The following is a 22,338-nucleotide window of genomic DNA, read 5'->3' on the forward strand; positions in this document are numbered from 1 at the left end:
TGTGTTGTATGGTGAGCAGTATGGCGTGTTGTACGCTGACTTTCATCGTAGGTTGTATGGTGGGCTGTATGCTGGGTTGTATGGTGTGTTGTATGGCGTTTGTATGGTGAGCAGCATGTTGGCTGTAAGTAGTATGGGAGCGGTTGATGGGCTGGCAGCGAGTAATGAACAATAGGCAGCAGGTGGTGAGCAGTCAGGCGCAATGGGCAATACGCAGTGTGCAAACAGTAAGCAGCAACCAGCAGACAGCAGCCTCACTACAGCTGGCACCTGAGCCTCCCACCCCCCAAACCGCAAAAAAGCGCCCCATCAGCCGCAGCTGATGGAGCGCTTCTATACTTACTTAAGACAAACGGCCGCTAAAATCGCTATATTCAAACTCGCGGATGACCTTGATGCCTTCTTCCTCATTATAGGAAGCGATGGCCGGCAGGTTCACGCCGTTAAACATGTGATTCTTCACCATGGAATAATGCGCCATGTCGAGGAAGATGAGCTTATCGCCGTATTTCAGCGGCTCCGGGAAGGAATAATCCCCGATAACATCGCCTGCCAGGCAGGTCATGCCGCCGAGTCTGTAGGTATGGGCGAATTCGCCCGGCATTCCGGCACCGATGATGCCCGGACGGTACGGCATCGCCAGCACATCCGGCATATGGCATTCGGCCGAGGTATCGAGAATCGCGATATCCATACCGTTATGCATCGTGTCGAGTACAGTCGCAACCAGGTAACCGGTGTTAAGGGCAATCGCTTCGCCCGGCTCCAGGTAAATCTCCACGCCATAAGTTTCCTTCATATGCAGAATGCACTTGATCAGCGTCTCCAGGTCATAGTCGGGACGGGTAATATGATGCCCGCCGCCGAAGTTCAGCCATTTCATGCCATGCAGATACTGGCCGAACTTCTCTTCCACAACCTTAAGCGTACGCTCCAGCGTGTCCGAATTCTGTTCGCACATCGTATGGAAATGCAGTCCGTCGATGCCGTCCAGCTCTTCCGGCCGGAAGTTCGGCAGAGTTACGCCCATGCGGGAGTAATTGTAGCAAGGATCATACAGCGGGACTTCAATCTCGGAGTACTCCGGATTGACGCGGATGCCGCAGCTGATCTTCTTCGGTGCGTTCTGCACCCGTTCCTTGAATCGGCTCCATTGGTCAAACGAGTTGAACACAATGTGGTCGGTGTAACCGAGCAGCTCATCGAACTCGCGGTCTACATAGGCCGGCGCATACACATGGACCTCTTTGCCCATTTCCTCGAAGCCCAGGCGGGCTTCGAACAGGGAGCTGGAGGTTACGCCATGCAGGTATTTGCCCACCAGCGGGTACATGGAATGCATCGAGAAGCCTTTTTGTGCGAGAAGAATCTTCGCTCCGCTCTGCTCCTGCACGTAGTTCAGAGTTTCCAGGTTCTTCGTCAGCAGACGCTCGTCCACTAGATAGGCAGGGGACGGCAGCGTGCTGATATCAATATCTATATCTTTATCCTTCATGACTTAAGCCCTAATCCAGCAGCGTCGGCGAGAAATCTTCTTGCCAAGGCAGCCCGTGTTTGTTGAGTGCATCCATGAACGGATCCGGATCGAATTCTTCGATGTTGTGTACGCCCGGTTTGTTCCAGATGCCTTTGATAATCATCATAGCCCCGATCATTGCAGGAACGCCGGTAGTGTAGGAAATGGCCTGGGAGCCAACCTCTCTGTAGCACTCTTCGTGATCGCAGACATTGTAGACATAATAAGTTTTTGGCTGGCCGTCTTTGGTACCTTGAATGATACAGCCGATGTTCGTTTTACCTTTAGTTCTTGGTCCCAGGGAAGCCGGGTCAGGCAGAATGGCCTTCAGGAACTGCAAAGGAATGATCTCTTTACCTTCATAATTGATCGGTTCAATCGAGGTCATGCCGACATTCTCAAGCACCTTCAAGTGAGTCAGGTAGTTCTGCGAGAAGGTCATCCAGAAGCGGATTTTTTTCACGCCAGGGATATTAACAGCCAGGGATTCCAGCTCTTCATGGTACAAAAGATAGATATCCTTCGGACCGATCTCCGGGAGATCGTAGACTTTTTTCTCGGACAGCGGTGCTGTTTCAATCCACTCGCCATTCTCGAAGTAACGTCCGTTCGCTGTAATTTCGCGGATATTGATTTCAGGATTGAAGTTGGTCGCAAACGGATAACCATGGTCACCGGCATTTGCATCCACAATATCAATCGTATGAATTTCGTCAAAATAATGCTTCTGTGCATACGCCGTAAATACACCGGTTACGCCTGGGTCAAAACCGCTGCCGAGCAGCGCCGTAATTCCGGCCTTCTCGAATCTTTCCTTGTACGCCCACTGCCAGGAATATTCGAATTTCGCGGTATCCTGCGGTTCATAGTTAGCTGTATCTACATAATGCACTCCGGTAGCCAGGCAGGCATCCATGATCGTCAGATCCTGGTATGGGAGAGCGACATTAATCACGACATCCGGCTGGAAGCTCTTGATCAGTTCAATGACTTCTTCCGTGTTGTCAGCATCAAGCTTGGCCGTAGAAATCTTCGTCAGGCCCCCGTCCAGTTTCTCCTTCAGAGCATCGCATTTTGACACCGTACGGCTGGCAATGCAGATCTCTTCGAATACATCCGGGTTCTGGCAGCATTTATGAACAACAACGCTCGCTACACCGCCAGCGCCAATAATTAACGCTTTTCCCAAATTAATAACCCCCTAATTTTGCTTAAGTTATTAGTTATTAGCCTTGCTGCTCTGGATCCGTTTCGTTGTCAGTCGTTTCGTTTCATCAAGCTGAACAGGCTACATCCTATGAAAAATCAACAAGGCTGATTATACAGAAACCTTTTCAATAAATCAATAAAAAACGACAAAAATTGATATGTTCCGTGTAAAATCTGTTGGTTTCTCCATTAATACTCTGTAATTCACAGCAATACACTGGAATGCTTCTTTTTCCTGCGCTTATTAGCTTAATTCAATCACGGGCTCATGAGGAGCACCGGACGATTAACCATGCACAAGGCCAACCGGATAATTGTATCACAGCAGAAGAAATCTTCATACGATTTATTTTAAAATTAAGTGGAAACGGCTGGTCTGCCCTCTCTATTCCGATGAAATCCGCTCACCTCCAAGTGGTTGTGTAAAACTGCAAATACCGCACATTATAGTAACTTACCCCTTTTTCGAGCCGCACTAACTGCTTGACCGGCACAGCTGCGTCAGGAATTGCCGGCAGCAGCTCCATGAGGTTATTATGTGTAACGCCGGTAATCCAATACTCTGAACGCAGAAATAAACCCCGCAGACCAGGAGTCCGAGGGGCATTATGCTTTTATATAAATTTGCCGTGCATGCGTAATTTCGCCCAACACACTTGTCGCCATAAGAAAAAGTACAACTGCAAAAGCCAGAGCACCGCAAGGCTGATGCTAATAGCAGATAAGAGAGTGCAGGACTGGAGCTTGGTGATCATTTGAAGCTAACGCGCCAGACTATAACTGCATTTACTGCAACTAAATTCACCATCCGCTGTAAGATAACAAGTTTAATTGCACTCTATACAGTTATATTAGCTGACCTGTCTCAAAAAATCATCTTTCGCTGTTTTTAGTTGTACAGAATACAGTTAACCGCCCAAATCCGGTTTTTATCCGTCTTTTAAGTGTACGAAATACAATTATCCGCTCCAAGCAAATAAGTACAGGAATAAAAATAAGGAACGGCATCTCTGCCGTCCCATTCATCACAGTTATTATAAACAAGCAGGTCCGTCTGCCGCTTCACCCAGCGTTCCCCCGAACCGGACCGGCTTCCCCTCCGCCAAACAGCCACTTCAGCGCCGGCGGGAACTGCCGGCTGAAGAACATCAGGTCATGGGTTCCCTGCGGATCACACTCTAACTGTAAATCTTCATTGCCGAAGCCTTGTTCCAGCAGCAGCTGATGCGCTGCCCTGGAGCGTCCGGCCATTTCCTTCTGCGCGTTGGTCTTATAGCAGCCTTCCAGCTCTCCGTAGTACATATATATCCGCTGCCCTGCTCTGTCTACGGGATGATTCCGCATGTAGTCTAGGATACCTTCATACCAGAAGGATGCCGATAACAGGCCTATCCGCCCGAACACTTCAGGATAGCGGTAAGAGGCATACAGCGAGATCAGTCCGCCGAGAGAGTAACCGATAATCCCCGTATGCCGGGCTTCTTGCAACGTTAGATAATGGCTGTCGATATAAGGTTTAATCTCCTCCGCCAGTGCCCGCAGATAATCGTCTCCACCGCCGCCGAACGAAGGTGCTCCAGGGGTCACTTCCGGCAGCGGCCACGGGGTATAATCATGGTTCCGGTCCTTCGATGCAACGCCGACAAGGATCAGCTCATTCAGCTGCTGGGATCTGAACAAATGGTCCAGGTAATTCGCCGTATGCTTCATTACACTGCCTTCGTCCTGCAGGTACGCTACCGGAAACCGCCTGTGCTCTGTACCGTAGCTGAATGGCAAACGTATAGTCAATTTCCAGCCGTGTATCTCTATGTGAATATACTTTATTCCCATCCTTCGACTTCTCCTTAAGGCCTCCGTCAGCAAGCGGTGCGTTTATCTGGCACGGTTTCTGAACAGCAGGAATATGAAATACGGCACGCCGATGATGGAGATTACAATGCCTACCGGCAGCTGAACGGGAGCGAACACGGTTTTGCCGATAAAATCACCGATAATAACCATCAGCATTCCAATCAGCCCGCACAACGGCACGATGTACCTGTAGGTATTACCGATCAGCCGCCGCGCAATATGCGGAGCAATCAGTCCGACGAAGCCGATGCTGCCCGATACGGACACACAGGCGCTGACCAGTCCGACACAGCACAGCAGCAGAATCTGCCGTTCCCTGCCCACCGCCACGCCCACGCCTTTGACACTGACCTCGTGCAGCTGCAGCAGATCGAGCACCGCCGCGCGGCGCCAGATTACCGGTGTCAGAATGAGGAGCCACGGAAGTGTGGAGAGCACTTGTCTCCAGTTCGCATTATACACGCTCCCGGCCAGCCAGACGGTAGCCATCTCGAAATTCTCCGGGTCCATTCGCAGGGAAACATATAGCGTTACCGCACCGAAACCGGAGGCTAAAGCGATCCCGACAAGAATTAATTGCTGCGGGTGGAACTCCCCCTGATTTCTTGCGAACAGGTAGAGAAGAACGATGGAGCACAGGCCCCCTATGAATCCGAACATCGGCATACTCATGACCGAGATCCAGCCGGGCGCTTTCATGGTGCCGCCAATAAAGAACATGAACACGACGACAAAAGCCCCGGCAGCGGCATGAATGCCCAGAATTCCCGGGTCCGCCAGCGAGTTGCGGGTAATGCCCTGCAGTACAGCCCCGGCGATTCCCAGCCCGAAGCCGACCAGCGCCCCGAGCAGAATGCGCGGAAGCCGGAATTCGAAGATGACGAGATCATGATCCGCCACAGGATGAATCCGCAGCAGGGTGCGCACGACATCCTTCGCTGAAATATCAAAGGTGCCATTGGTCAGACTGACATACATCCCGCAGACAATCAGAACAGAGAGCAGCAGGAACAGCCCCCAGAAGGCCAGTGCCTTGGATTTGGGCTTCATTAACAGTGAGTTCTTCGCGTCCTTAGAATTGTTCGAATCCTTGGAATGTTTACGAATGATGGCCTCCCCCTCTCGTTTTGATCAAATAGAGGAAGAAGGGGACGCCGAACAATGCGGTAACTACACCGACCGGTGTCTCAAACGGAAAGTTAATATACCGGCTGATCAGATCGCACAAGGCCAGGAAAAGGGCTCCGGCAAAAGCAGTGAACGGAATGATCTTGCGGTAATCCTGCCCGACCAGGAAGCGTACAATATGCGGAATAATTAGGCCGATAAAAGCGATTTTGCCGGCTATCGCTACGGAAATCCCGGTCAGCAGCACCACACTCAGCATCGTCAGCATCTTGATGGTTCCCACCCGAAGTCCAAGGCCTGCGGCCGTTTCATCTCCAAGCGAGAGCATCGTCACCGGTCTTGCCATCAGCAGCGCGAGCACCAGACCGGCAGCGGCAAACGGAAGCGCCAGCCTGATCACAGCCGGGTCCATCATATGCAGCCGGGCGTTGTACCAGAAGCTGATATTCTGCGACACCTGAAAATAAACAGCCAGCGCCTGCGAGACCCCGCCGAGGAAGGTGCCGATGATCGTGCCGAGCACAGCCAGTGTCAGCGGCGATACGCCGCCGGGCAGCAGCTTGGCCGTACCGAAGACGAGTAATGCCCCCAGCGCAGAGCCAGCCAGCGAATACACAATCATTGTCATGGAGGAAGCGCCCGGCAGGAATACCATACACAGCGTAACGGCAAACACTGAGCCGTCGCTGATCCCCATAATGGACGGAGAAGCGAGATAATTCCGCGTCATCCCCTGCATCAGGGCTCCCGACACCGCCAGGAATGCCCCGATCAGCAGCGCTCCTGCTGTGCGCGGGATACGCGATGTCCGCACAATAACATGATCAATATTCTCAGGATCGGCGTGGAAAATGGCATTCAGCACCGTACCGAAACTCATTGGCTTCGTTCCGTAAGCTACAGATAACACGCTAATAATAATGATAAGGACAACCCCCAGCACCAGCAGGGAGGCTGTCTTAATTCCGCCTGTCCATTTCATGTCATCCCACTCTTTATGTACTTTAGTATTGATAATGATTATCAATTACGAGTATAACGAAGCGGGGTCCCCTGCACCATGGACAAAATGCGGAACAACTATGGACGATTGGCCGGAAGCAGTTGAAGGATCTGCCGCAGCATCCGCAGCTGTGCATATGCGGAATCCTCACGCCAGGGATCAGAGCTCAGGACATGTACGTGATGCCGCTGGACTGCAGGAATCTTCATCCACTGGGGGTCGTTCTGCAGCTTCCTCCACTCCCCTAGCGTGTCATACTCCTGACGGATCAGCATCAGTAAATGGTCCACTTGCAGCTCCGCGAGCATAGCCGGAGTGACCGGAACATTATAAACCTCTGCCTCACACTCATAAGCCTGGTGCAGTTCCAGCTCACGGTACAATATGCTCGCCATTCCCTCGTTGCAGTGCAGGAACAGCTGGCTGCCCAGCATACGGATAACTGTAACCGTCTGCTGGCCCAGCCCTTCGTGCAAGCGGTCTTTAGCGGAGTTCACCTCCCAGTCGAAGGCAGCAAGCCATTGCTCGCGCTGCCACTCTTCACCCAGCAGCCGGGATAATTCGTGAAATTGTCCGCGCCAATCTGCGCTGTCGCTGGTCAGATAATTCACAGGAGCGACCTGCTCGAGTGCTGACCGTTCATCGCCTGCCAGCCCTGCCGGGGCCAGGATAAGCTCTGCGTTAGACTGCTTAAGCACTTCAATATTGGCCTGCCAATCCTGATTGTTACGGTAGGCGCTGATATGGACAGGAATATCGGCGCGGTAGTTCCGGTAGTAATATTCGGTCCATTTCGGATGCAGTGCCGCCGCATATGGAGTGATATTCAGCGGCAGCAGCTGTCCGAGCAGTCCGGGCGTATAGGCGGCCAGCTTGCGCCGCCGGCTTTTCATATAGACTGCGGGCGGCATGCCGATCATCTTCTTGAATTTGCGGCTGAAATAGAATTCATCGGCATAACCGACCCTGTGGGCGATGTCCCGCAGCTTAACGCCGCTCTCTGCCATCAGGCGCTTGGCCTGCCCGATGCGCAGCTCGGCTGCGTATTCCAGCGCGCTTTTGCCATATTTCTTCTTATACAGGTCAACGAAATATTTGGCGCTGAAATCGGCGGACTGAGCCACCTGCTCTACGGTTAACGCCTCCGTATAATGGGCCTCTATGTACTGCTTCGCCTGCTCCAGCGCCGAATTCGTATCTCTGGGCCGGTGCAGGCTGCGCGCGCGGAGATCATACAGCAGCTCCTGAAAATCAAGCTGTGCCCGGAAGCCGATGCTCTGTTCACCCTGTTCGGAGAGCAGAAACAGCCTGCTGCATTTGGCCGACATCTCTTTCGACGGATGAAACGGCAGCCTGCCGTCCCCCTGGAATAACCGGGTATCCTTAACCGGCAGACAACTTCCGCTATCACCTGACTTGCCATAACAGTACACATCGAAATAGAAAATATACATCTCCAGCCCCCCGGCCGGCTGCACCGTTCCGCAGGTCTGATCCGGCAGGCAGAGCACCGCTGAACCTGCCGCCAGCTCATACTGGTTGTGATCACTAATGAACTGGACAGAACCGCTTGTCACGACTGCAAGGGCATAGGAGAAAAGCAGCTGCTGTGCGAGATGGACCTCCCCCGTTCCCTTCAGCGCCTGTACAGACAGAAGCCGGAAAGACAACCGGTCCCAATCGTCCGGATCATCTTGGTTATCTATAGAAGTTCTCTGTTGGATAAGTTCCATTACAATGCACACCACCAAATCTGAACGAATGTTATGAAAACTACCCTTAGTATATTGATAATCATTCTCATTGGCAATGTCACAGGAATTATTTTAACCGGTACGCATTATCCGCTCTTCCCATGGTCTGATTCCGCATAGCCGAAGGCGGCTGCCCGTTCTGTTGTTTGAAGCTTTTGCTGAAGTGAAATTCGTCGCTGTAACCGCAGGCCGCTGCAATCTCCTTCAAGGTTAATCTGGTGTACAGCAGCAGCTTCCCCGCATGCTCATAGCGGATTTCACTTAAGTAGCTTTTGGGACTCCTGTGCAGATATTGCTGAAAAAGACTGCGTAAATACGAGGAGGAAATCCCGTAACGCACCGCCAGCTCGTGAATAAGCAAAGGTTCACTGTAACGGCGTTCAATATCATCCTTGATCCGCAAAAACAGCTCATAGCCCTGCCCCCGGCCCAGCTGGGCATTCGCCTGAACCTGCAGCAATTCGTACATGAGCTCATAGAGCAGGGACTGGGTCATCAGCTGGCTCCCGGTGCTTCCGGGGACCCAATCCGCAGCAATTTTATGGAACAAATGACCAAGCTGTTTGCCCTGTTCCCCCTCCGGCTTCAGCATGAACTGCAGCGGCAGCACATCCAGCGGCTCTATCCTGCCCTGATTATCCGCCGAAGGCGACAAGGTATAGAGCGAGAGCAGGATCATCGTGATCCGCAGAGGCTCCTCCCTTCCGCAGCTCATGTCCATGGCCAGCCCCGGCTGAAGATAGAACAGCATTCCCGGCGATACCGGATAGTCTTGGTCCGTACGGAAGATCCCCTGACCTTCCTGAATCCAGTAAAAGCTATGCACATTGATATTCTGGCGGATATCCCTCCAGTGCGGGAACGTGATCTTATCGTGAATCCAGTGAATATCTATGGCCAGATTCTGTACAATCTTCTCCACCCTCTGACTCCCCCGTTTCTGCAGCATCTCTGAAATCAGCATAAGATGATGAAGCGTTTTTGACAAGCTAATCATGCTCTTTATGCCATGTCCCTTCCCTTCCTCTACTGCTACACTTAAGGAAATAATGACTTATGTTATAGAGGAGAGACTGAGATGTCCGAACAACGATCCGCCTCACGGAAGGCGCTCGATTACATGCCCTGGATCGGCCCCTCCGCACAGGAGCAGCAAGAGCAGATCCTATACCAGCAGCAGCTAACTGCTGAATACTCCTGTACCTTCGGAGAAGCCTGTTATGTCTCGCCGCAGGCGGTGGTATTGCCGGATCAGCTTCAGATGGGCGACCGGAGCTATATTGCCGGCGGAGCGATTGTCCGCAGTGCCCGGCTCGTCATGGGCAGCGACTGCTCACTCAACAGCTACAGTGTGCTTTCAGGCGATATTACCATGGGAAACGGCGTAAGAGTTGCTTCACATGCAAGTATGTACGGATTCAATCACGGATTCGCCTCCACAGATATCCCTGTCTTCCGCCAGCCTTGCACTGTCCAAGGGATTGTCATCGGGGACGACGTATGGATTGGAGCCAATGCCGTTATTCTGGACGGTGTACAGATCGGTTCGCACAGCATTGTCGCCGCCGGTGCCGTAGTTACCAGAGATGTGCCGGCCTACAGTATTGTGGGCGGCAATCCGGCCAGGCTCATCCGCAGCCGGCTGGCCGGGGATACAGCAGCAATTGCCGCGGCAGTTGAACAAAAGGAGGATATAGGGATGACAATGGATGAACAAGCTGGAGGAAAAGCAGTGAAAGGAGGTACGGGTACAAATGCGGCTGATACAGCTGTTACAGCGGATAGGGACACTGCCGTAAACACGAAACCAGTTACTGAAAGTGTACCGGCATACAGCCTGCTCTCACAGCAGCTGGCTGACTTCGGCAGGCTGGCAGGAGACCAGCTGATCCCGCTGCTGGAGTACTACTCAGAGTCAACAGGGGAAGAGAAATTCTTCCGCGACCGGCCCGGATATAAGCGGACGGTTAGAGCTTACTGCGATGCGGTGGAGATTGCCGCGATGTTCGGCAGCCTGCCGCCCGGCTGGACGCGGGCAGAGCTTACCGCTGTATTGCAGGGATTCCAGGATGCCGGGACAGGACTGCTGCCCGATCCGTGGTCTCCGCCCGGACCGGAGGATCTGCCTGAGCTGTTAACCGACCACCTCTCCCGGTATCATCTTCTCGCTGTAGGGTACGCGCTGGAAGTGCTCGGTTCTGCCCTGCTCCATCCGGTTACCGTTGCTGAGAATATGGAAACCGCTGCATTGTATCCATATCTGAATGACCTGCCATGGGAGGACAACGCCTGGGGCGGCGGAGACTGGATCGACTGCTATGCCACAGGTCTGTACCACAACCTGAAGACATTCGGCTCCCGCAAACGGCCGGATGATCTGTTCGGCTGGCTGGCGACCCATTGCCGCCGGGACTCCGGCCTCTGGGGCCTCCCTACCGCAGAGGAGGGCTGGCTGCAGCCGGTGAACGGTTTCTACCGGCTCACCCGCGCGACCTATGCTCAGTTCGGTCTTCCTCTGCCATATCCGGAGCGCAGTATCGATACCGTGCTGGCCCACAGCAGAGACCGCCGGTTCTTCCGTGCAGAGGTGCTTAACGCCTGCAACGTGCTGGATGTGGTCCATCCGCTCTGGCTCTGCCTGAAGCAGACCGATTACCGCCGTGCAGAGATCCGCAGCTGGGCGGAGAATATGCTCAGCGAAGTGCTGAAATTCTGGGTTCCGGAACGCGGCTTCGCCTTCCAGTTATCACAGCAGCAGGACACGGGTCTGCAGGGAACCGAAATGTGGCTGAGCATCCTCTATCTGCTGGCTGACCTGTGCGGCGTAAGCTCATCGCTTGGATATACTCCCAAAGGTGTGCACCGCCTGGACCCTGCCTTCTCACTGCCCCCGAGATAGCGGCTTCCATCTCCGCTTCCGCTGCGAATGAACTTCGACACCAGCTTCAACCTTCAATACAAACAAACCGCCGTATACCGGAATGATGTTCCGGTATGCGGCGGTTGTTTGTGCTCTTGGGGACCCATCACCTGATCCGGACCAGCGGCAGGAAGATATCATCAATAATACCGGTGATCGCCTCATCAGAAACAGGTTCATGGGTAGTAAGCAGCTCGTAGCGGAATAAATCGGCGGGAAGCATAATTACCCGGTCAGGAATGCGGTCCAGACGGACCTCTCCCCGTTTCTCCGCATTCTCCAGAATCGTTCTCATAATCGCGTTCAGCTTGCCTCCGCTTTTGGGAGGCAAGATCTTCGGCAGCAGAGCAATGAGGTTATCGCCGTGATACTCCACCAGCAGACCGTGGATCGTCTCAGCCCCGATGCCCTGCAAAGGTCTGGCGAAGCTCTCAAACAGCTGAAGCATATCCGTACGCAGATCTCCTGAATCCGGAGCGGCGATGACAGGCTTAGGCATATGTTTTACGAGCGCGGCAGCGACAATCTTGGCTTTATTCGGCCAGCGGCGGTAGAGCGCGGTTTTATTGGTCTGGGCCCGGATCGCAATCCGTTCCATAGTCAGGCGGGCATACCCCGCTTCGCTAAGCTCTTCCCAGGCAGCCTGCAGTATGGCTTGTTCGAGAACCTCCCCGCGGCGGCGACCGCCTTTGGGCTGATTTTCTTGTTTGATATCGTCCATGTCATTTCCTACTTTCGGGATATTTCAGGATGTATGTTGCTATGGAGCTTCCACCATACGTTGCTTTTACTGCCTAGTCTGGTTCGCCCTTCGTCATGTCAATCCTCCTGATCTTTACGGACCGTAAAGCCTTTATTTACCCTAAAGGGACACTTTTAGCCGGGCTAACGGACCGTACCGCACTTATTGCCGCTCCATCAGGCATGTTTGAGGTGATACTCCGGAAATAAGTGCGCTGGTGTCCGTTAGCTTGCTTAACAATGATTTTTGTCAAAAATAAGAGCTGCTGAGTCCGCTAAAAAACGGGCAGACGCCAAATGGTTCGGGAAGATTGTGCGCAGAAAATTCTCTTGTTGCATTCTGGCTGCTTTTACTTTATCTTATTCACATAAGGTACGCAACGTACCGTACCTTATTATGTTGAGAGGAGCAATTTTATGTCAGACCAAAGAACCAAGCCCAAGAAAGCACAGAAAGAGAAGCTTGATCCCGCCATTCTTAAAGTAGCCCTCATTCTCGTCTTCGGTGCACTCGCGCCGTTATTCGACTCCACGATGATCAACGTTGCCATCAGGACACTTACTTCAGACCTGCAAAGCTCTGTTGCCGTTATCCAGTGGGTCATTACCGGTTACGTCCTGACCATGGGTATGGCAATTCCGGTGTCCGGCTGGGCAGTCAATCGTTTCGGCGGCAAAAAAGTATACATGTTCTCACTCGCCGTATTCCTGGCCGGTTCGGTCCTCTGCTCCCTGGCCTGGAATCCCGGCAGCCTGATCGGCTTCCGCCTCCTGCAGGGTGTAGGTGCAGGAATATTAATTCCGACCCTGCAAACCGTGCTTGTCCAGACTGCGGGGGGCCGCAACATCGGACGGATCATGTCAATCATCAGCATTCCCACCCTGCTGGGGCCCATTCTCGGTCCCGTGCTGGGCGGGGTCATTATCAACAGCCTGGGCTGGCGCTTTATTTTCTACGTGAACATTCCCATTACCCTTATCGCAATGCTGCTGGCCTGGCGGGGCATTCCGGCGGATGAGCCGTCCACACGCAAACAGACGCTTGACCTTACCGGTCTGCTGCTGCTGTCCCCTGCTTTTGCTATCCTCATCTACGGGATCGCCCAAATCAGCACCTATGGGGGGCTGCACAGCAGCAAAGTGGTGATTCCCCTGGTGATTGGCCTTGTCCTCATGGCCGCGTTCATTGTCTACGCTTTGCGGACGCGCATAGAACCGCTGCTGGATCTGCGTCTGTTTAAGTCGCGCATTTTCTCAGCATCGAATGTCACCGTATTCCTGTCCGGCATGGTCATGAACGGGGCTTTACTCCTGCTGCCATTATACTATCAGCAGGTACGCGGTGAAAGTGTATTGTATACCGGAATGATGATGATCCCCCAAGGAATAGGTATGCTGCTCACCAGAAGCTGGATCGGCAGTCTGTCCGACCGCATCGGTTCGCGGATCATCGTCATTCTGAGCCTGCTGGTCACTATATTCGCGACACTTCCCTTTGCCTTCGCCGGATCGGATACGAATCTGATCCTGCTCGCGGCCGCACTGGTAGTCCGGGGGGCTGCCCTGAACGGGCTCCTGATTCCGGTAATGGTATCCGCATATGTAGGGCTGCGCAAGGATCAGATCCCCCATGCCAGTATCTCCATGAGGATCTGCCAGACGATCGGCGGCGCCTTCGGGGCAGCGATTCTGGCCACTGTATCCCAGCACCAGCTGTCCGGGCAATCAGCCTCAAGTCTCCAGAGCATTGCCGGAGCATACGATGTGGCCTTCTGGTGGTCGATTGGCTTTGCCGTGATCGCATTGATTCCTGCACTCATCCTGCCCTCGCACCGCAGCAGCCCTGCGGCTGGCTGAGGATAAACCTCAAGCGGATATTAAGGCCCAATATCAGCAGCAATATCAGCAGCAGTTGCACTATACCAACCAAAAACCCCCGGGGGTTTAGATTGCTTTTATCAGAATGAACTGTCTACTGCCCGAAACCGACACGCGGCCGTTCCCGTTCTTTCGTCTGCACATCTACGGCACGGATCGAGGTGATTGGAATGTAGAGGGTCTGGAACTCCGTGCTGTACTTCACGAACCTCTCATCCAGCTCCTCCAGAACCCCTCCTCTGACGCTGGTTCCATCCAGAAAATGAATCGTTACTTCCTGCCCTTTCAACGCTGATAACATCTTAATCCGCTCCTTCGTCTACAGATGGGTAATAATTGTGTCGATGATCCCGTATTCCAGTGCTTCCTCGGCTGACATGAAATAATCACGGTCCATGTCCTTCTCCACCTTCTCCGCCGGCTGGCCGGTACGTTCCGCCGTAATCTGGACTATCTTGTGCCGGATTTGGAGAATACGTCTTGCGCTGATGGCGATATCGCTGGCCTGGCCCTGTGCGCCGCCATGCGGCTGATGGATCATGATCTCGCTGTTCGGCAGTGCGGATCTTTTGCCTGTAGCTCCTGCCAGCAGCAGCAGCGAAGCGAAGGAAGCCGCAAAACCGGTGCAAATCGTATTCACCTGCGGTTTGATTACCTGCATCGTATCATAAATACCAAAGCCGGCGGTAGTCGAGCCCCCGGGGCTGTTGATGAACATCTGGATATCCTTATCCGGCTCATCCGCCGCCAGGAACAGCAACTGGGCAATAATGCTGTTGGCCAGCCCGTCATCGATTGCCGCACCCACGAACACAATCCGGTCCTTCAGCAGCCGGGAATAAATATCGTAGGACCGTTCGCCTCTGGAAGTCTGTTCAATGACATAAGGTATAATACTCATTAGGTTGTGCCTCCTCTGATCTGTCTTAGTGTATATATCCTGTAGACGGACCAGGGAAGCATAAAGATACGGGCATGCGGAATTCGGCGGGTATACAAGGATAGCGTATCTTTTACAAAGCGCCGTTCGTTTATATAATAGAAGCAATGGCTATATAAGCTGAATACAAGAAAATAACAAAAAGCACAAAGGAGAGGGCCAAGATGACGATTCTTGAACATCACCGTATGCCGGACAGGGCGGATATGGATAAGCAAAGTCTGCAGGAGCTGGGGACCGCGCTGCACCGGTATTGCCTGTCGCTGACCCGTTCCGCCTTCGACGCTGAAGATCTGGCCCAGGAGACCTGGACCAAGGCACTCGGATACAGCAAGTTCACCTTGAGCCCCAATCCCGAAGCCCTGCTGCTGCGGATTGCCAAGAATACGTGGATTGATGCCGCACGGCGCAAAGGCTCCCTGATCCGTGCGCTTGAACGTTCAGAAACCCCGGCAGATTCAGCCCTTGCACCGGCTGCGCAAGGAGATCGCACCGAAATCGAACTGGCCTTTCAGGCCATGATCAAGCATCTCTCCCCTTTGCAGCGGACCGCCTTCGTACTCCGTGATGTTCTGGGCTATTCAGCTGCCGAGACAGCCGGAACCTTAAGCACTACCGAAGGGGCAGTCAAGGCGGCTCTGCACCGGGCACGCCTGGCCTTATCCAGGGTCCGGGAAGAACTGGCTGAGAATGAGGGGCCCGCTCTTCCGCCGGATGCTGATTACCGGGCTTATCTCCGGGCGCTGGCCCATGCCTATGAGCAGGGTCAAATTCCGTTGATGCTGGAGCTGCTCCGCCAGGAGACTGCCTCAGAAGTAACTGTTGCTGTAAGCACCACCACAGTGCATGCCCTGTATTCCGGAAGCGGAAGCTTCTCCTATCTGAATGGAAGCAGCACCTATGCCGGGCTGCAGATGGCAGCTTAACTTTATTCATTGGAATCTTAGCCCGCAACACAAAACTTTAGGAGTGTAGCCAAATGAAGAAGGTACTTGTACTCGGAGGAACGCGTTTTTTTGGTAAAAGACTGGTGGAGCTGCTGCTCCGGGACGGGGACAGCCAGGTAACCATTCTGACCCGTGGTGTAACAGAGGATGATTTCGGTGACCGGGTAACCCGGCTGGCCGTGGACCGCACCGATGAAGCTGCGCTGGAGCGTGCTGTAAGGAATAAAGACTGGGATATCGTCTACGATAATATTTGTTTCTCACCGGATGAGGCTGCGGCTGCGGCGCGGATATTTGCCGGCCGGACGAAGCGGTATATTCTGACTTCAAGCCTGTCTGTCTATAATCCGCAGCCGGATATCTTGACTGAAGCGGATTTCGATCCTGCACATTATCCGCTGAAGCTGGGCGGGAAGGCCGATTTCAGTTACCAGGAAGGCAAAAGACTGGCCGAGACTGTTCTGCTGCAGACGGCGGACTTCCCGGTGGCCGCGGTGCGGTTTCCGATAGTTCTGGGCACGGATGACTATACGCGCAGACTGCATTTTCATATAGAGCATGTACTGGCAGGGCAGCCGATCGGCATCCCGAATCCGCAAGCGGAGATCTCGTTCATCCGTTCCGATGAAGCCGCTGATTTCCTGCATTGGCTGGGCAGTTCCACGTTGACGGGTCCGGTGAATGCCTGCTCGGACGGTACACTGACCATCGGCGGGGTTATCTCCATTGTTGAAGCGATCACCGGATTAACAGCTGTAATCCAGCGTGAAGCTACCGATAAGGACCAATCTCCCTTTGGCATCGAAGAATCATGGGTCATGGATACGGCAAAAGCCCGCTCCGCGGGCTTCAGCTTCCTGTCATTATCCGAGTGGTTCCCGGAGCTGGTCACATCGCTGAATCTTTCACTTAGCAAGCACCAGTAGATCAGCCTCCGATTCACTCCGCCCGTTTGCGGATGCGGATTCCTCCATCACCCGTAATACTCCAGACTGAGGCCGGTGAACTCCGGCTCCGGTCTTTTTTTCAGTCTCCGCAAATGTTCCGGCCTCTGACTTTGGTTCTGGCTTCTCCGATGTCTGCTCCGATGTCTTCTCCAAAGTCTTCTCTACCGTATTGTCCACTTCTTTCGTATTCGTATTCGTCCTCGCAACTTCTGTCGCTTCTATCTTCGCTCCAGCCTTTGCCGCTGTATCTTCGTCCACTCGTACTTCAGGCCCGTCCGCAATTTTGAACACATTGATCTCCCGGAACAGCCGCTGCGAGATTTCATGAATCTCCTCCGCCTGCCGTGCAATGTCGCTGATCGCCTGATCCTGCTGGGTGCTGGAGGCATTCACTTCCTGTACCCCGGCCGCTGTCTGCTCCGCCACGGAGGCTACGGAATGCACAGATTCGGCAAGGCGTGAGTTGATCGTACGCGTCTGTTCCACCTTCTGGTGAATCTGCCCGATCTGTGTGCTGATGCCCGCAATGGATTCATCGATCGCCCCGAAGGATGCCAATGTCTCCGCCACCTGGTGATCCTGCTGTTCCAGACTTTCTTTGGTCTCCATCATATATCCCTGGAAATCGGCCATGCCGGCCTGAAGCTCCTGGATAATCCGGCTGATATGCACGGAGGAATCCTTCGTCTGCACGGATAAATGCCTGACCTCATCGGCAATAACGGCGAAGCCTTTTCCCGATGCCCCGGCCCGCGCTGCCTCAATCGCAGCATTAAGCGAGAGAATATTCGTCTGCTTCGAGATCTCTGTAATCGAATTCGTGATGCGTGAAATATCCTTCGACTGGTTCACAAGCTGCTCCAGTGCCCCGTACACCTTGCTGATGGACACCCGGGAACGCTGTGAAATCTGGCGCAGGGCAGTAACGGTATCTGAACCCTGCTGCGTATTCCGGTTAGCCACTTCACTTGTCGTCAGCATGACATCCGTATACTCGGAAATATCCTGAACCCCGCGGGCCAGCTCCTCCAGCAGCAGCGTACTCTGCTCAGACTGAACGGCCTGCTGGTCGGCACCCAGCGAAATCTCCTGGATCGTCCGGACAATATCCCGGTTCGTATGCGCGGTAATCGCCGATGACTGCTGAAAAGAATGCGAATAGTCAGCCAGTGAGCCCGCAGCAGACAAGGTCTGCCGCAGCATGCCCTGAACTCTGCCCACCATATGATCGAAGTGATGGCTCAGCCGGCCCAGCTCATCATTATACGGGGAGTTGATCTGCTGCCGCAGATCCCCGTCAGCAATTTGCCTGAGTGCAGCCTGCAGCTTGCCGACCGGCGACAGGAACGAGCGGATCAGCAGCCAGGCCAGCACTAGCATGAACAGGAACACTCCGCCAGCAGCATAGGCTACGATTGAGACCGTATCATCCAGCAGGTTAAAAGAAACCGTCTGCGCCTGCTCCGCATTGTCGGCGGCTGCCTTATACAGCTTCCCGTTTGTCTCAAGCATGGATTGATTCAGGGCAAGTGCCTTCGTATGTATATCATCAATCTGTTCCAATACAGTTAGTGGATCAAGTGTTTCATCCGACATTGCTCCGAGCAGTTCCATAATGAATTCCCCATATTCTGCGGCCTGAGTGCCCAGAAGTCCAAGCATAGTAAATGCTGGTGTGTCCTGCTCAAATTCCACCTTGGCAAGTTCAGCCAACATCTGCTGCTGTTTCTCCTGTAATGGCTCCGCCAGCTCCAGATCACTGGATTCAGCGAAGGAAGTCTCCGCACGGTTCAGCTCCTGCAGCAGCTGGGTGATGGTTGAGACTGTAATTCTTTTCTCCATTTCGCTCTTCTGCTGTTCCATAGATAGCTCTACCTGGTTAATTTTATGTCCTTGGTACAGAGCCACGCCCAGAAAAATGAGCGTAATAGCCGAGAAACTTAAGATTAGCTTCCATTTCATCGAAAAGTGCAGCAGGTTCCCCTTCAAAAGTATCATCCCTTCATATCTAGCTTGTCTTTACAATAGGTATATTCTGCTAATATCCTCATTGTAGAAGCCGGATATTAACTGTTCTCTTAGGTTGTGTATGCTGAGCGTAAAGAATATGTTGCGAAACTGTTAACAAAACGTCAATATTTAAGAAAATAGGACCAATGGACGGTGATGTATACCGATGAAACTGGAACGGCTGATCTCTATAATCTATAAGCTTTTGAATCACGAGGTGTTGTCTGCGGCCATGCTGGCTGAAGAGTTTCAGGTATCGCAGCGGACCATCTACCGGGATATCGATGTAATCTGTGCAGCGGGCTTCCCGGTCGTATCGTATCAGGGGATGAAAGGCGGATATGGTATGATGGACGGCTACAAAATGGATAAAAGCCTGCTCGGCACTTATGACGTCAACGCCTTGATTACCGTGCTCCGCAGCCTTTCTACCGTGTTTGAAGACGGGCGTGCGCAGGGGACTATTGAACGGCTGCAGACCATCGGACCGGAGCATCTGACGCAGAGCCTGTCCGTAGACCTCGACACCCTGCGGACGGAACCCGATGCGCTGCGTCATATACGGGCTGCCGTTACCCGGCGCATTGTGATCCGCTTTGATTATATCGACACCATGAATGAACGTACGGCCCGTGACATCGAGCCGCTGCGGCTACATTTCAAATACCGTAACTGGTACATTTACGGATATTGCCGCACCCGTCAGGCTTACCGCGAGTTCCGCCTGTCCCGGCTGATGAATTTGATGCTGACCGGGGAAACTTTCGGACCGCACCCGGAGGTGCCGGAAGAGGTTGCTTCCTCAGACAACGTATGGCAGAACCAGCTGGAGGATGTAGTAATCAGGGTAAGGCCGGAGGCGTTGGCCGAAGCGCTGGATCAGTTTCAGCAGATGGACAAACAGTTTCACGAAGACGGAAGTATGACGATGCGCATTCCGGTATATCAGCCGCTCAGCGCACGCTGGTTATGGGCCATTCTGCTCAGTTTCGGCAGCGGGGCCGAGGTCCTCGAACCCATCCCCCTGCGCGCCGTCATCAAAGAGCAGCTGCAAAACGCACTCAAACCTTATGAAGAAGTATGACACCCTGTTGTCAAACTTCTTTTTTTATGATGTAAGCAGACTTAAACACACGAGGAGGACATTATGTTTAATGTAATTCAGGAGATCAATTGGTTGGCTGTTGTGCTCGGGACGCTGGCGCTGTCTTTGGTGGGAGGCCTATGGTTTACTGTGGTCTGGGGCAAGGCGTATGCCTACGCTCTGGGAAAAGAGCATTCGCCAAGTGAAAACGGCGTTGCCGTCCTTAAGGAGGACGGTATCGTTTCAGCGGGAAATGGAAGGAATGTTAATCATACGAAGCAACATATGAATCCTTCTATTTCCCAAGAAAAACCGGCGCTCCGGTTCATCTTGGGTCCCCTGGTATGCGGACTGGTAACAACAGTGGCGATGGCGGTACTGTTCTATGCGTTCGAGATCGAAACCCTTGCCGATGCTCTCATCTTTGGCGGGATTGTCGGAGCAGGACTATTGGCGGCCACAACCGTGAATACCGGGATTAACCCCAACATTCCCCGGCCGCTGGTCTACGGACTGGTTAGCGGGAGCTACTTTTTCCTGTCCGGGCTGATTGTCAGTATAATTCTTGTAGCGATGAGTTAAAAAGTCTATGTTGTTGTACGTTTTGCAACATTAATTCATAGATACTGGGGTAACCGTAAGGATTCTTGTACGCGATACAACAATCTCCCCGTTTAGCCACTTGGTGGAGGAAGATTGATGCCTTTTGTGCAACAATTGTCGGTCAGGGTCGGTTTTGATGAGGGGAATGTTGTATTTCGTGCAGGATTACTTCAACGAACCACGATCGGTTTTCCACCACTGATTCACCTTTAAGCAAAGCTGCCTGGTCTTCTTGTGAAGGCCTGGTTGAAATCTATTGTCTATTGCACTTCGTACAACAGATCGCTCTGGAATAGGTGAATTTGGGCAGATAGCTGAAAATCAAATTGTATGAAATACATTAGAACTGGTTTTAGCGCAGGATAACGCAGAATCTGTTGCAGAAAGTGCACTCAATGATGAGCTAGCTCTACCGTTCTCAAGCGGGTTACGCCTAGCGGATAGTTGAAGATCTTGCAGGGACAGCTCGTTATAACTGTACAAACCGGCCTAGGAGAAACTACAGTTAGCACTTGAGCGGGAGTCTTCCCGCCCTACAAACTGCCATTCATGTAAACCGTCCGTGCAGGTTCCTGTTGGGGTAATAAAGTTGACAGAAGGGAGTGTACAGTAACTATGAGCGCTGAAAATTGGATTGCGGCTACATCAAAGGAAGATTTGCGGAACTGGCTGCTTATGAATAGTACGGCTGAACCCTTTTGCTGGGTCGAAGCCACTATGAAGCCAGTCCCGGGTACGCTGCTGTACCTGGACGCCGTTGAAGAAGCTTTGTGCTTCGGCTGGATCGATGGGGTGAAGAAGGTGAACGCTGAAGCGAAGCTGGTGCAGAGGCTGTCTCCCCGCAGCAGACGGAGTTCATGGACTGAGCTTAATAAAGAGCGTGTCCGCCGCCTTGAGAAGCTGGGCTTGATGCGTGAGGAAGGACGGCGGGTCCTTCCTGATATGGATATCCGCTCTTTTAGAATAGACAAGGTTATCGAAGAGAAGCTGAAAGAGGAAACGCAGGTGTATGAGAACTTCATGGCCTTTCCGGCGCTCTACCAGCGGGTGCGGATCGATACCATACAAAGCTATATCCATCAGCCTGAAGTGTTTCAGCGCAGACTGGAGAAATTCATCGCAAACACCAGAGCCAATACAATGTACGGCCAATGGCATGATAACGGGCGCCTGCTGGAGTATTAAGTCCCTGCACTGCTTGTATTCAGACAAGCTGGCGGGAGAGTGATTTAGGGGGCTGATGGGGATTGGCGGGGGATTGGCGGGGCTTGGCGGGGGATGGATAGCTTCAAGATCGTATACGCTCGTGAATAGGACTGAGAATCCGATATTTGAGCAAAACAGATGGTTTTGCGGGTTAAGCGGACTCAGAATCGCTTATATGGCTGCCCGCTCCACATTTTAGGCTCGAATGAACAAAATAACTGATTCTCAGTCCGTTTGGGCGCTGAAAGCAGTGTTTTGGGCAAAATAGCGTCTTCTCAGTCCGCATTCCCATGCTAATCGCCATCTGCTGAGCTGACGGTCCTGCCACACTGACGGCCATTCGCTCCAGAACACCACCAGTAATCTGTCTTTCAGTTACGCCTCAGCTTTTTTACAACACCCGGCTTGGTACAATCTCAGAACTAATGAAGTGAGTTCATTTCATGCAGCAATTTATGTGTTCGGTTTCAGCTTCAACCGGAAACTTAAAGGATAGTTGTACACTGTACAACTAAAAACCGCGAAAAGGCAGGCTCGCCTCTTATAACTGTATTCTGGAGACAATTTCATAATTCCAAACCCTTGCTGGGAGCGGTTT

At 52.8% G+C, this 22,338-nt stretch carries 18 protein-coding genes; 7 read left to right on the forward strand and 11 right to left on the reverse strand.

Going from position 1 to position 22,338, the window contains the following annotated elements; genetic code table 11:
- Positions 1–343: 343 nt before the first annotated feature.
- The 7 genes from nspC to QW71_RS22355 all read right to left on the reverse strand — a co-directional run bounded on the left by nspC (position 344) and on the right by QW71_RS22355 (position 9,386).
- A complete protein-coding gene (gene nspC / locus QW71_RS22325) occupies positions 344–1,480 on the reverse strand; it encodes a carboxynorspermidine decarboxylase (protein ID WP_039304012.1) in 1,137 nt (378 codons plus the stop codon).
- Between the two features lie 25 nt (positions 1,481–1,505).
- The gene (locus QW71_RS22330; RefSeq protein WP_036702452.1) at positions 1,506–2,705 is read right to left on the reverse strand and encodes a saccharopine dehydrogenase family protein; all 1,200 of its coding nucleotides are present in this window, start codon (positions 2,703–2,705) and stop codon (positions 1,506–1,508) included.
- A 1,082-nt stretch (positions 2,706–3,787) separates the two neighbouring features.
- Positions 3,788–4,558, reverse strand: a complete 771-nt coding sequence (locus QW71_RS22335) for an alpha/beta hydrolase (RefSeq protein WP_039303961.1) — start codon at positions 4,556–4,558, stop codon at positions 3,788–3,790.
- Between the two features lie 42 nt (positions 4,559–4,600).
- Positions 4,601–5,629 (reverse strand): iron ABC transporter permease, encoded by a 1,029-nt coding sequence (locus QW71_RS22340; protein WP_039303964.1) that lies wholly within the window; start codon positions 5,627–5,629, stop codon positions 4,601–4,603.
- A 49-nt stretch (positions 5,630–5,678) separates the two neighbouring features.
- Entirely contained in the window at positions 5,679–6,689 is a 1,011-nt protein-coding gene (locus QW71_RS22345; RefSeq protein WP_039303966.1) for an iron ABC transporter permease, read from the reverse strand.
- Between the two features lie 98 nt (positions 6,690–6,787).
- Entirely contained in the window at positions 6,788–8,443 is a 1,656-nt protein-coding gene (locus tag QW71_RS22350) for a helix-turn-helix domain-containing protein (RefSeq protein ID WP_063776464.1), read from the reverse strand.
- Between the two features lie 88 nt (positions 8,444–8,531).
- Positions 8,532–9,386 carry an AraC family transcriptional regulator gene (locus QW71_RS22355; protein WP_160311832.1) on the reverse strand — a complete coding sequence of 285 codons (855 nt, stop codon included), beginning with the start codon at positions 9,384–9,386 and terminating at the stop codon, positions 8,532–8,534.
- A 156-nt stretch (positions 9,387–9,542) separates the two neighbouring features.
- On the opposite strand from QW71_RS22355, the gene QW71_RS22360 reads away from it, so the two are divergent.
- Positions 9,543–11,363, forward strand: coding sequence for a DapH/DapD/GlmU-related protein (locus tag QW71_RS22360; protein WP_039303972.1), 1,821 nt, complete (start codon positions 9,543–9,545; stop codon positions 11,361–11,363).
- A gap of 127 nt (positions 11,364–11,490) precedes the next feature.
- On the opposite strand, the gene QW71_RS22365 is transcribed toward QW71_RS22360, so the two are convergent.
- Positions 11,491–12,105 (reverse strand): TetR/AcrR family transcriptional regulator, encoded by a 615-nt coding sequence (locus QW71_RS22365; protein WP_039303976.1) that lies wholly within the window; start codon positions 12,103–12,105, stop codon positions 11,491–11,493.
- Positions 12,106–12,542: 437 nt separating this feature from the next.
- Here QW71_RS22365 and QW71_RS22370 point away from each other — a divergent pair, with 437 nt between their 5' ends.
- Positions 12,543–13,982 carry an MDR family MFS transporter gene (locus QW71_RS22370; protein WP_039303979.1) on the forward strand — a complete coding sequence of 480 codons (1,440 nt, stop codon included), beginning with the start codon at positions 12,543–12,545 and terminating at the stop codon, positions 13,980–13,982.
- Between the two features lie 115 nt (positions 13,983–14,097).
- On the opposite strand, the gene QW71_RS22375 is transcribed toward QW71_RS22370, so the two are convergent.
- Both QW71_RS22375 and clpP read right to left on the reverse strand, forming a co-directional pair.
- The gene (locus QW71_RS22375) at positions 14,098–14,304 is read right to left on the reverse strand and encodes a hypothetical protein (RefSeq protein WP_039303983.1); all 207 of its coding nucleotides are present in this window, start codon (positions 14,302–14,304) and stop codon (positions 14,098–14,100) included.
- Between the two features lie 18 nt (positions 14,305–14,322).
- Entirely contained in the window at positions 14,323–14,940 is a 618-nt protein-coding gene (clpP, locus tag QW71_RS22380; protein ID WP_256704061.1) for an ATP-dependent Clp endopeptidase proteolytic subunit ClpP, read from the reverse strand.
- A 167-nt stretch (positions 14,941–15,107) separates the two neighbouring features.
- On the opposite strand from clpP, the gene QW71_RS22385 reads away from it, so the two are divergent.
- Together QW71_RS22385 and QW71_RS22390 are read left to right on the forward strand one after the other, a co-directional pair.
- Entirely contained in the window at positions 15,108–15,869 is a 762-nt protein-coding gene (locus tag QW71_RS22385) for an RNA polymerase sigma factor (protein ID WP_052770134.1), read from the forward strand.
- A gap of 53 nt (positions 15,870–15,922) precedes the next feature.
- On the forward strand, positions 15,923–16,816 hold the full coding sequence (locus QW71_RS22390; RefSeq protein WP_039303989.1) for an NAD-dependent epimerase/dehydratase family protein: 894 nt from the start codon (positions 15,923–15,925) through the stop codon (positions 16,814–16,816).
- On the opposite strand, the gene QW71_RS22395 is transcribed toward QW71_RS22390, so the two are convergent.
- Complete coding sequence (locus QW71_RS22395; RefSeq protein WP_039303991.1) at positions 16,796–18,826, reverse strand: methyl-accepting chemotaxis protein; 2,031 nt, start codon at positions 18,824–18,826, stop codon at positions 16,796–16,798. The genes QW71_RS22390 and QW71_RS22395 overlap by 21 nt on opposite strands.
- 187 nt (positions 18,827–19,013) lie before the next feature.
- Between QW71_RS22395 and QW71_RS22400 the strand changes: the two genes are divergently transcribed.
- From QW71_RS22400 to QW71_RS22410, 3 genes are all read left to right on the forward strand, one after another.
- The gene (locus QW71_RS22400) at positions 19,014–19,931 is read left to right on the forward strand and encodes a YafY family protein (protein ID WP_039303994.1); all 918 of its coding nucleotides are present in this window, start codon (positions 19,014–19,016) and stop codon (positions 19,929–19,931) included.
- Positions 19,932–19,994: 63 nt separating this feature from the next.
- Positions 19,995–20,513 (forward strand): DUF1761 domain-containing protein, encoded by a 519-nt coding sequence (locus tag QW71_RS22405; RefSeq protein ID WP_039303997.1) that lies wholly within the window; start codon positions 19,995–19,997, stop codon positions 20,511–20,513.
- 636 nt (positions 20,514–21,149) lie between these two features.
- Positions 21,150–21,719, forward strand: coding sequence for a YdeI family protein (locus QW71_RS22410; protein WP_039304000.1), 570 nt, complete (start codon positions 21,150–21,152; stop codon positions 21,717–21,719).
- Positions 21,720–22,338: the final 619 nt, after the last annotated feature.

Origin of the sequence: Paenibacillus sp. IHB B 3415 (assembly GCF_000802655.2) — a bacterium.
Classification (GTDB): domain Bacteria; phylum Bacillota; class Bacilli; order Paenibacillales; family Paenibacillaceae; genus Paenibacillus_AQ; species Paenibacillus_AQ phytohabitans.

Excerpts from the sequence above, each read along its gene's own strand:
- QW71_RS22340 (WP_039303964.1), bottom strand. The coding sequence starts at position 5,629 with ATGAAGCCCAAATCCAAGGCACTGGCCTTCTGGGGGCTGTTCCTGCTG.
- QW71_RS22405 (WP_039303997.1), top strand. The coding sequence starts at position 19,995 with ATGTTTAATGTAATTCAGGAGATCAATTGGTTGGCTGTTGTGCTCGGG.
- QW71_RS22390 (WP_039303989.1), top strand. The coding sequence starts at position 15,923 with ATGAAGAAGGTACTTGTACTCGGAGGAACGCGTTTTTTTGGTAAAAGA.
- QW71_RS22365 (WP_039303976.1), bottom strand. The coding sequence starts at position 12,105 with ATGGACGATATCAAACAAGAAAATCAGCCCAAAGGCGGTCGCCGCCGC.
- QW71_RS22350 (WP_063776464.1), bottom strand. The coding sequence starts at position 8,443 with ATGGAACTTATCCAACAGAGAACTTCTATAGATAACCAAGATGATCCG.
- QW71_RS22335 (WP_039303961.1), bottom strand. The coding sequence starts at position 4,558 with ATGGGAATAAAGTATATTCACATAGAGATACACGGCTGGAAATTGACT.
- QW71_RS22375 (WP_039303983.1), bottom strand. The coding sequence starts at position 14,304 with ATGTTATCAGCGTTGAAAGGGCAGGAAGTAACGATTCATTTTCTGGAT.
- QW71_RS22345 (WP_039303966.1), bottom strand. The coding sequence starts at position 6,689 with ATGAAATGGACAGGCGGAATTAAGACAGCCTCCCTGCTGGTGCTGGGG.
- QW71_RS22360 (WP_039303972.1), top strand. The coding sequence starts at position 9,543 with ATGTCCGAACAACGATCCGCCTCACGGAAGGCGCTCGATTACATGCCC.
- QW71_RS22410 (WP_039304000.1), top strand. The coding sequence starts at position 21,150 with ATGAGCGCTGAAAATTGGATTGCGGCTACATCAAAGGAAGATTTGCGG.
- QW71_RS22400 (WP_039303994.1), top strand. The coding sequence starts at position 19,014 with ATGAAACTGGAACGGCTGATCTCTATAATCTATAAGCTTTTGAATCAC.
- QW71_RS22385 (WP_052770134.1), top strand. The coding sequence starts at position 15,108 with ATGACGATTCTTGAACATCACCGTATGCCGGACAGGGCGGATATGGAT.
- QW71_RS22370 (WP_039303979.1), top strand. The coding sequence starts at position 12,543 with ATGTCAGACCAAAGAACCAAGCCCAAGAAAGCACAGAAAGAGAAGCTT.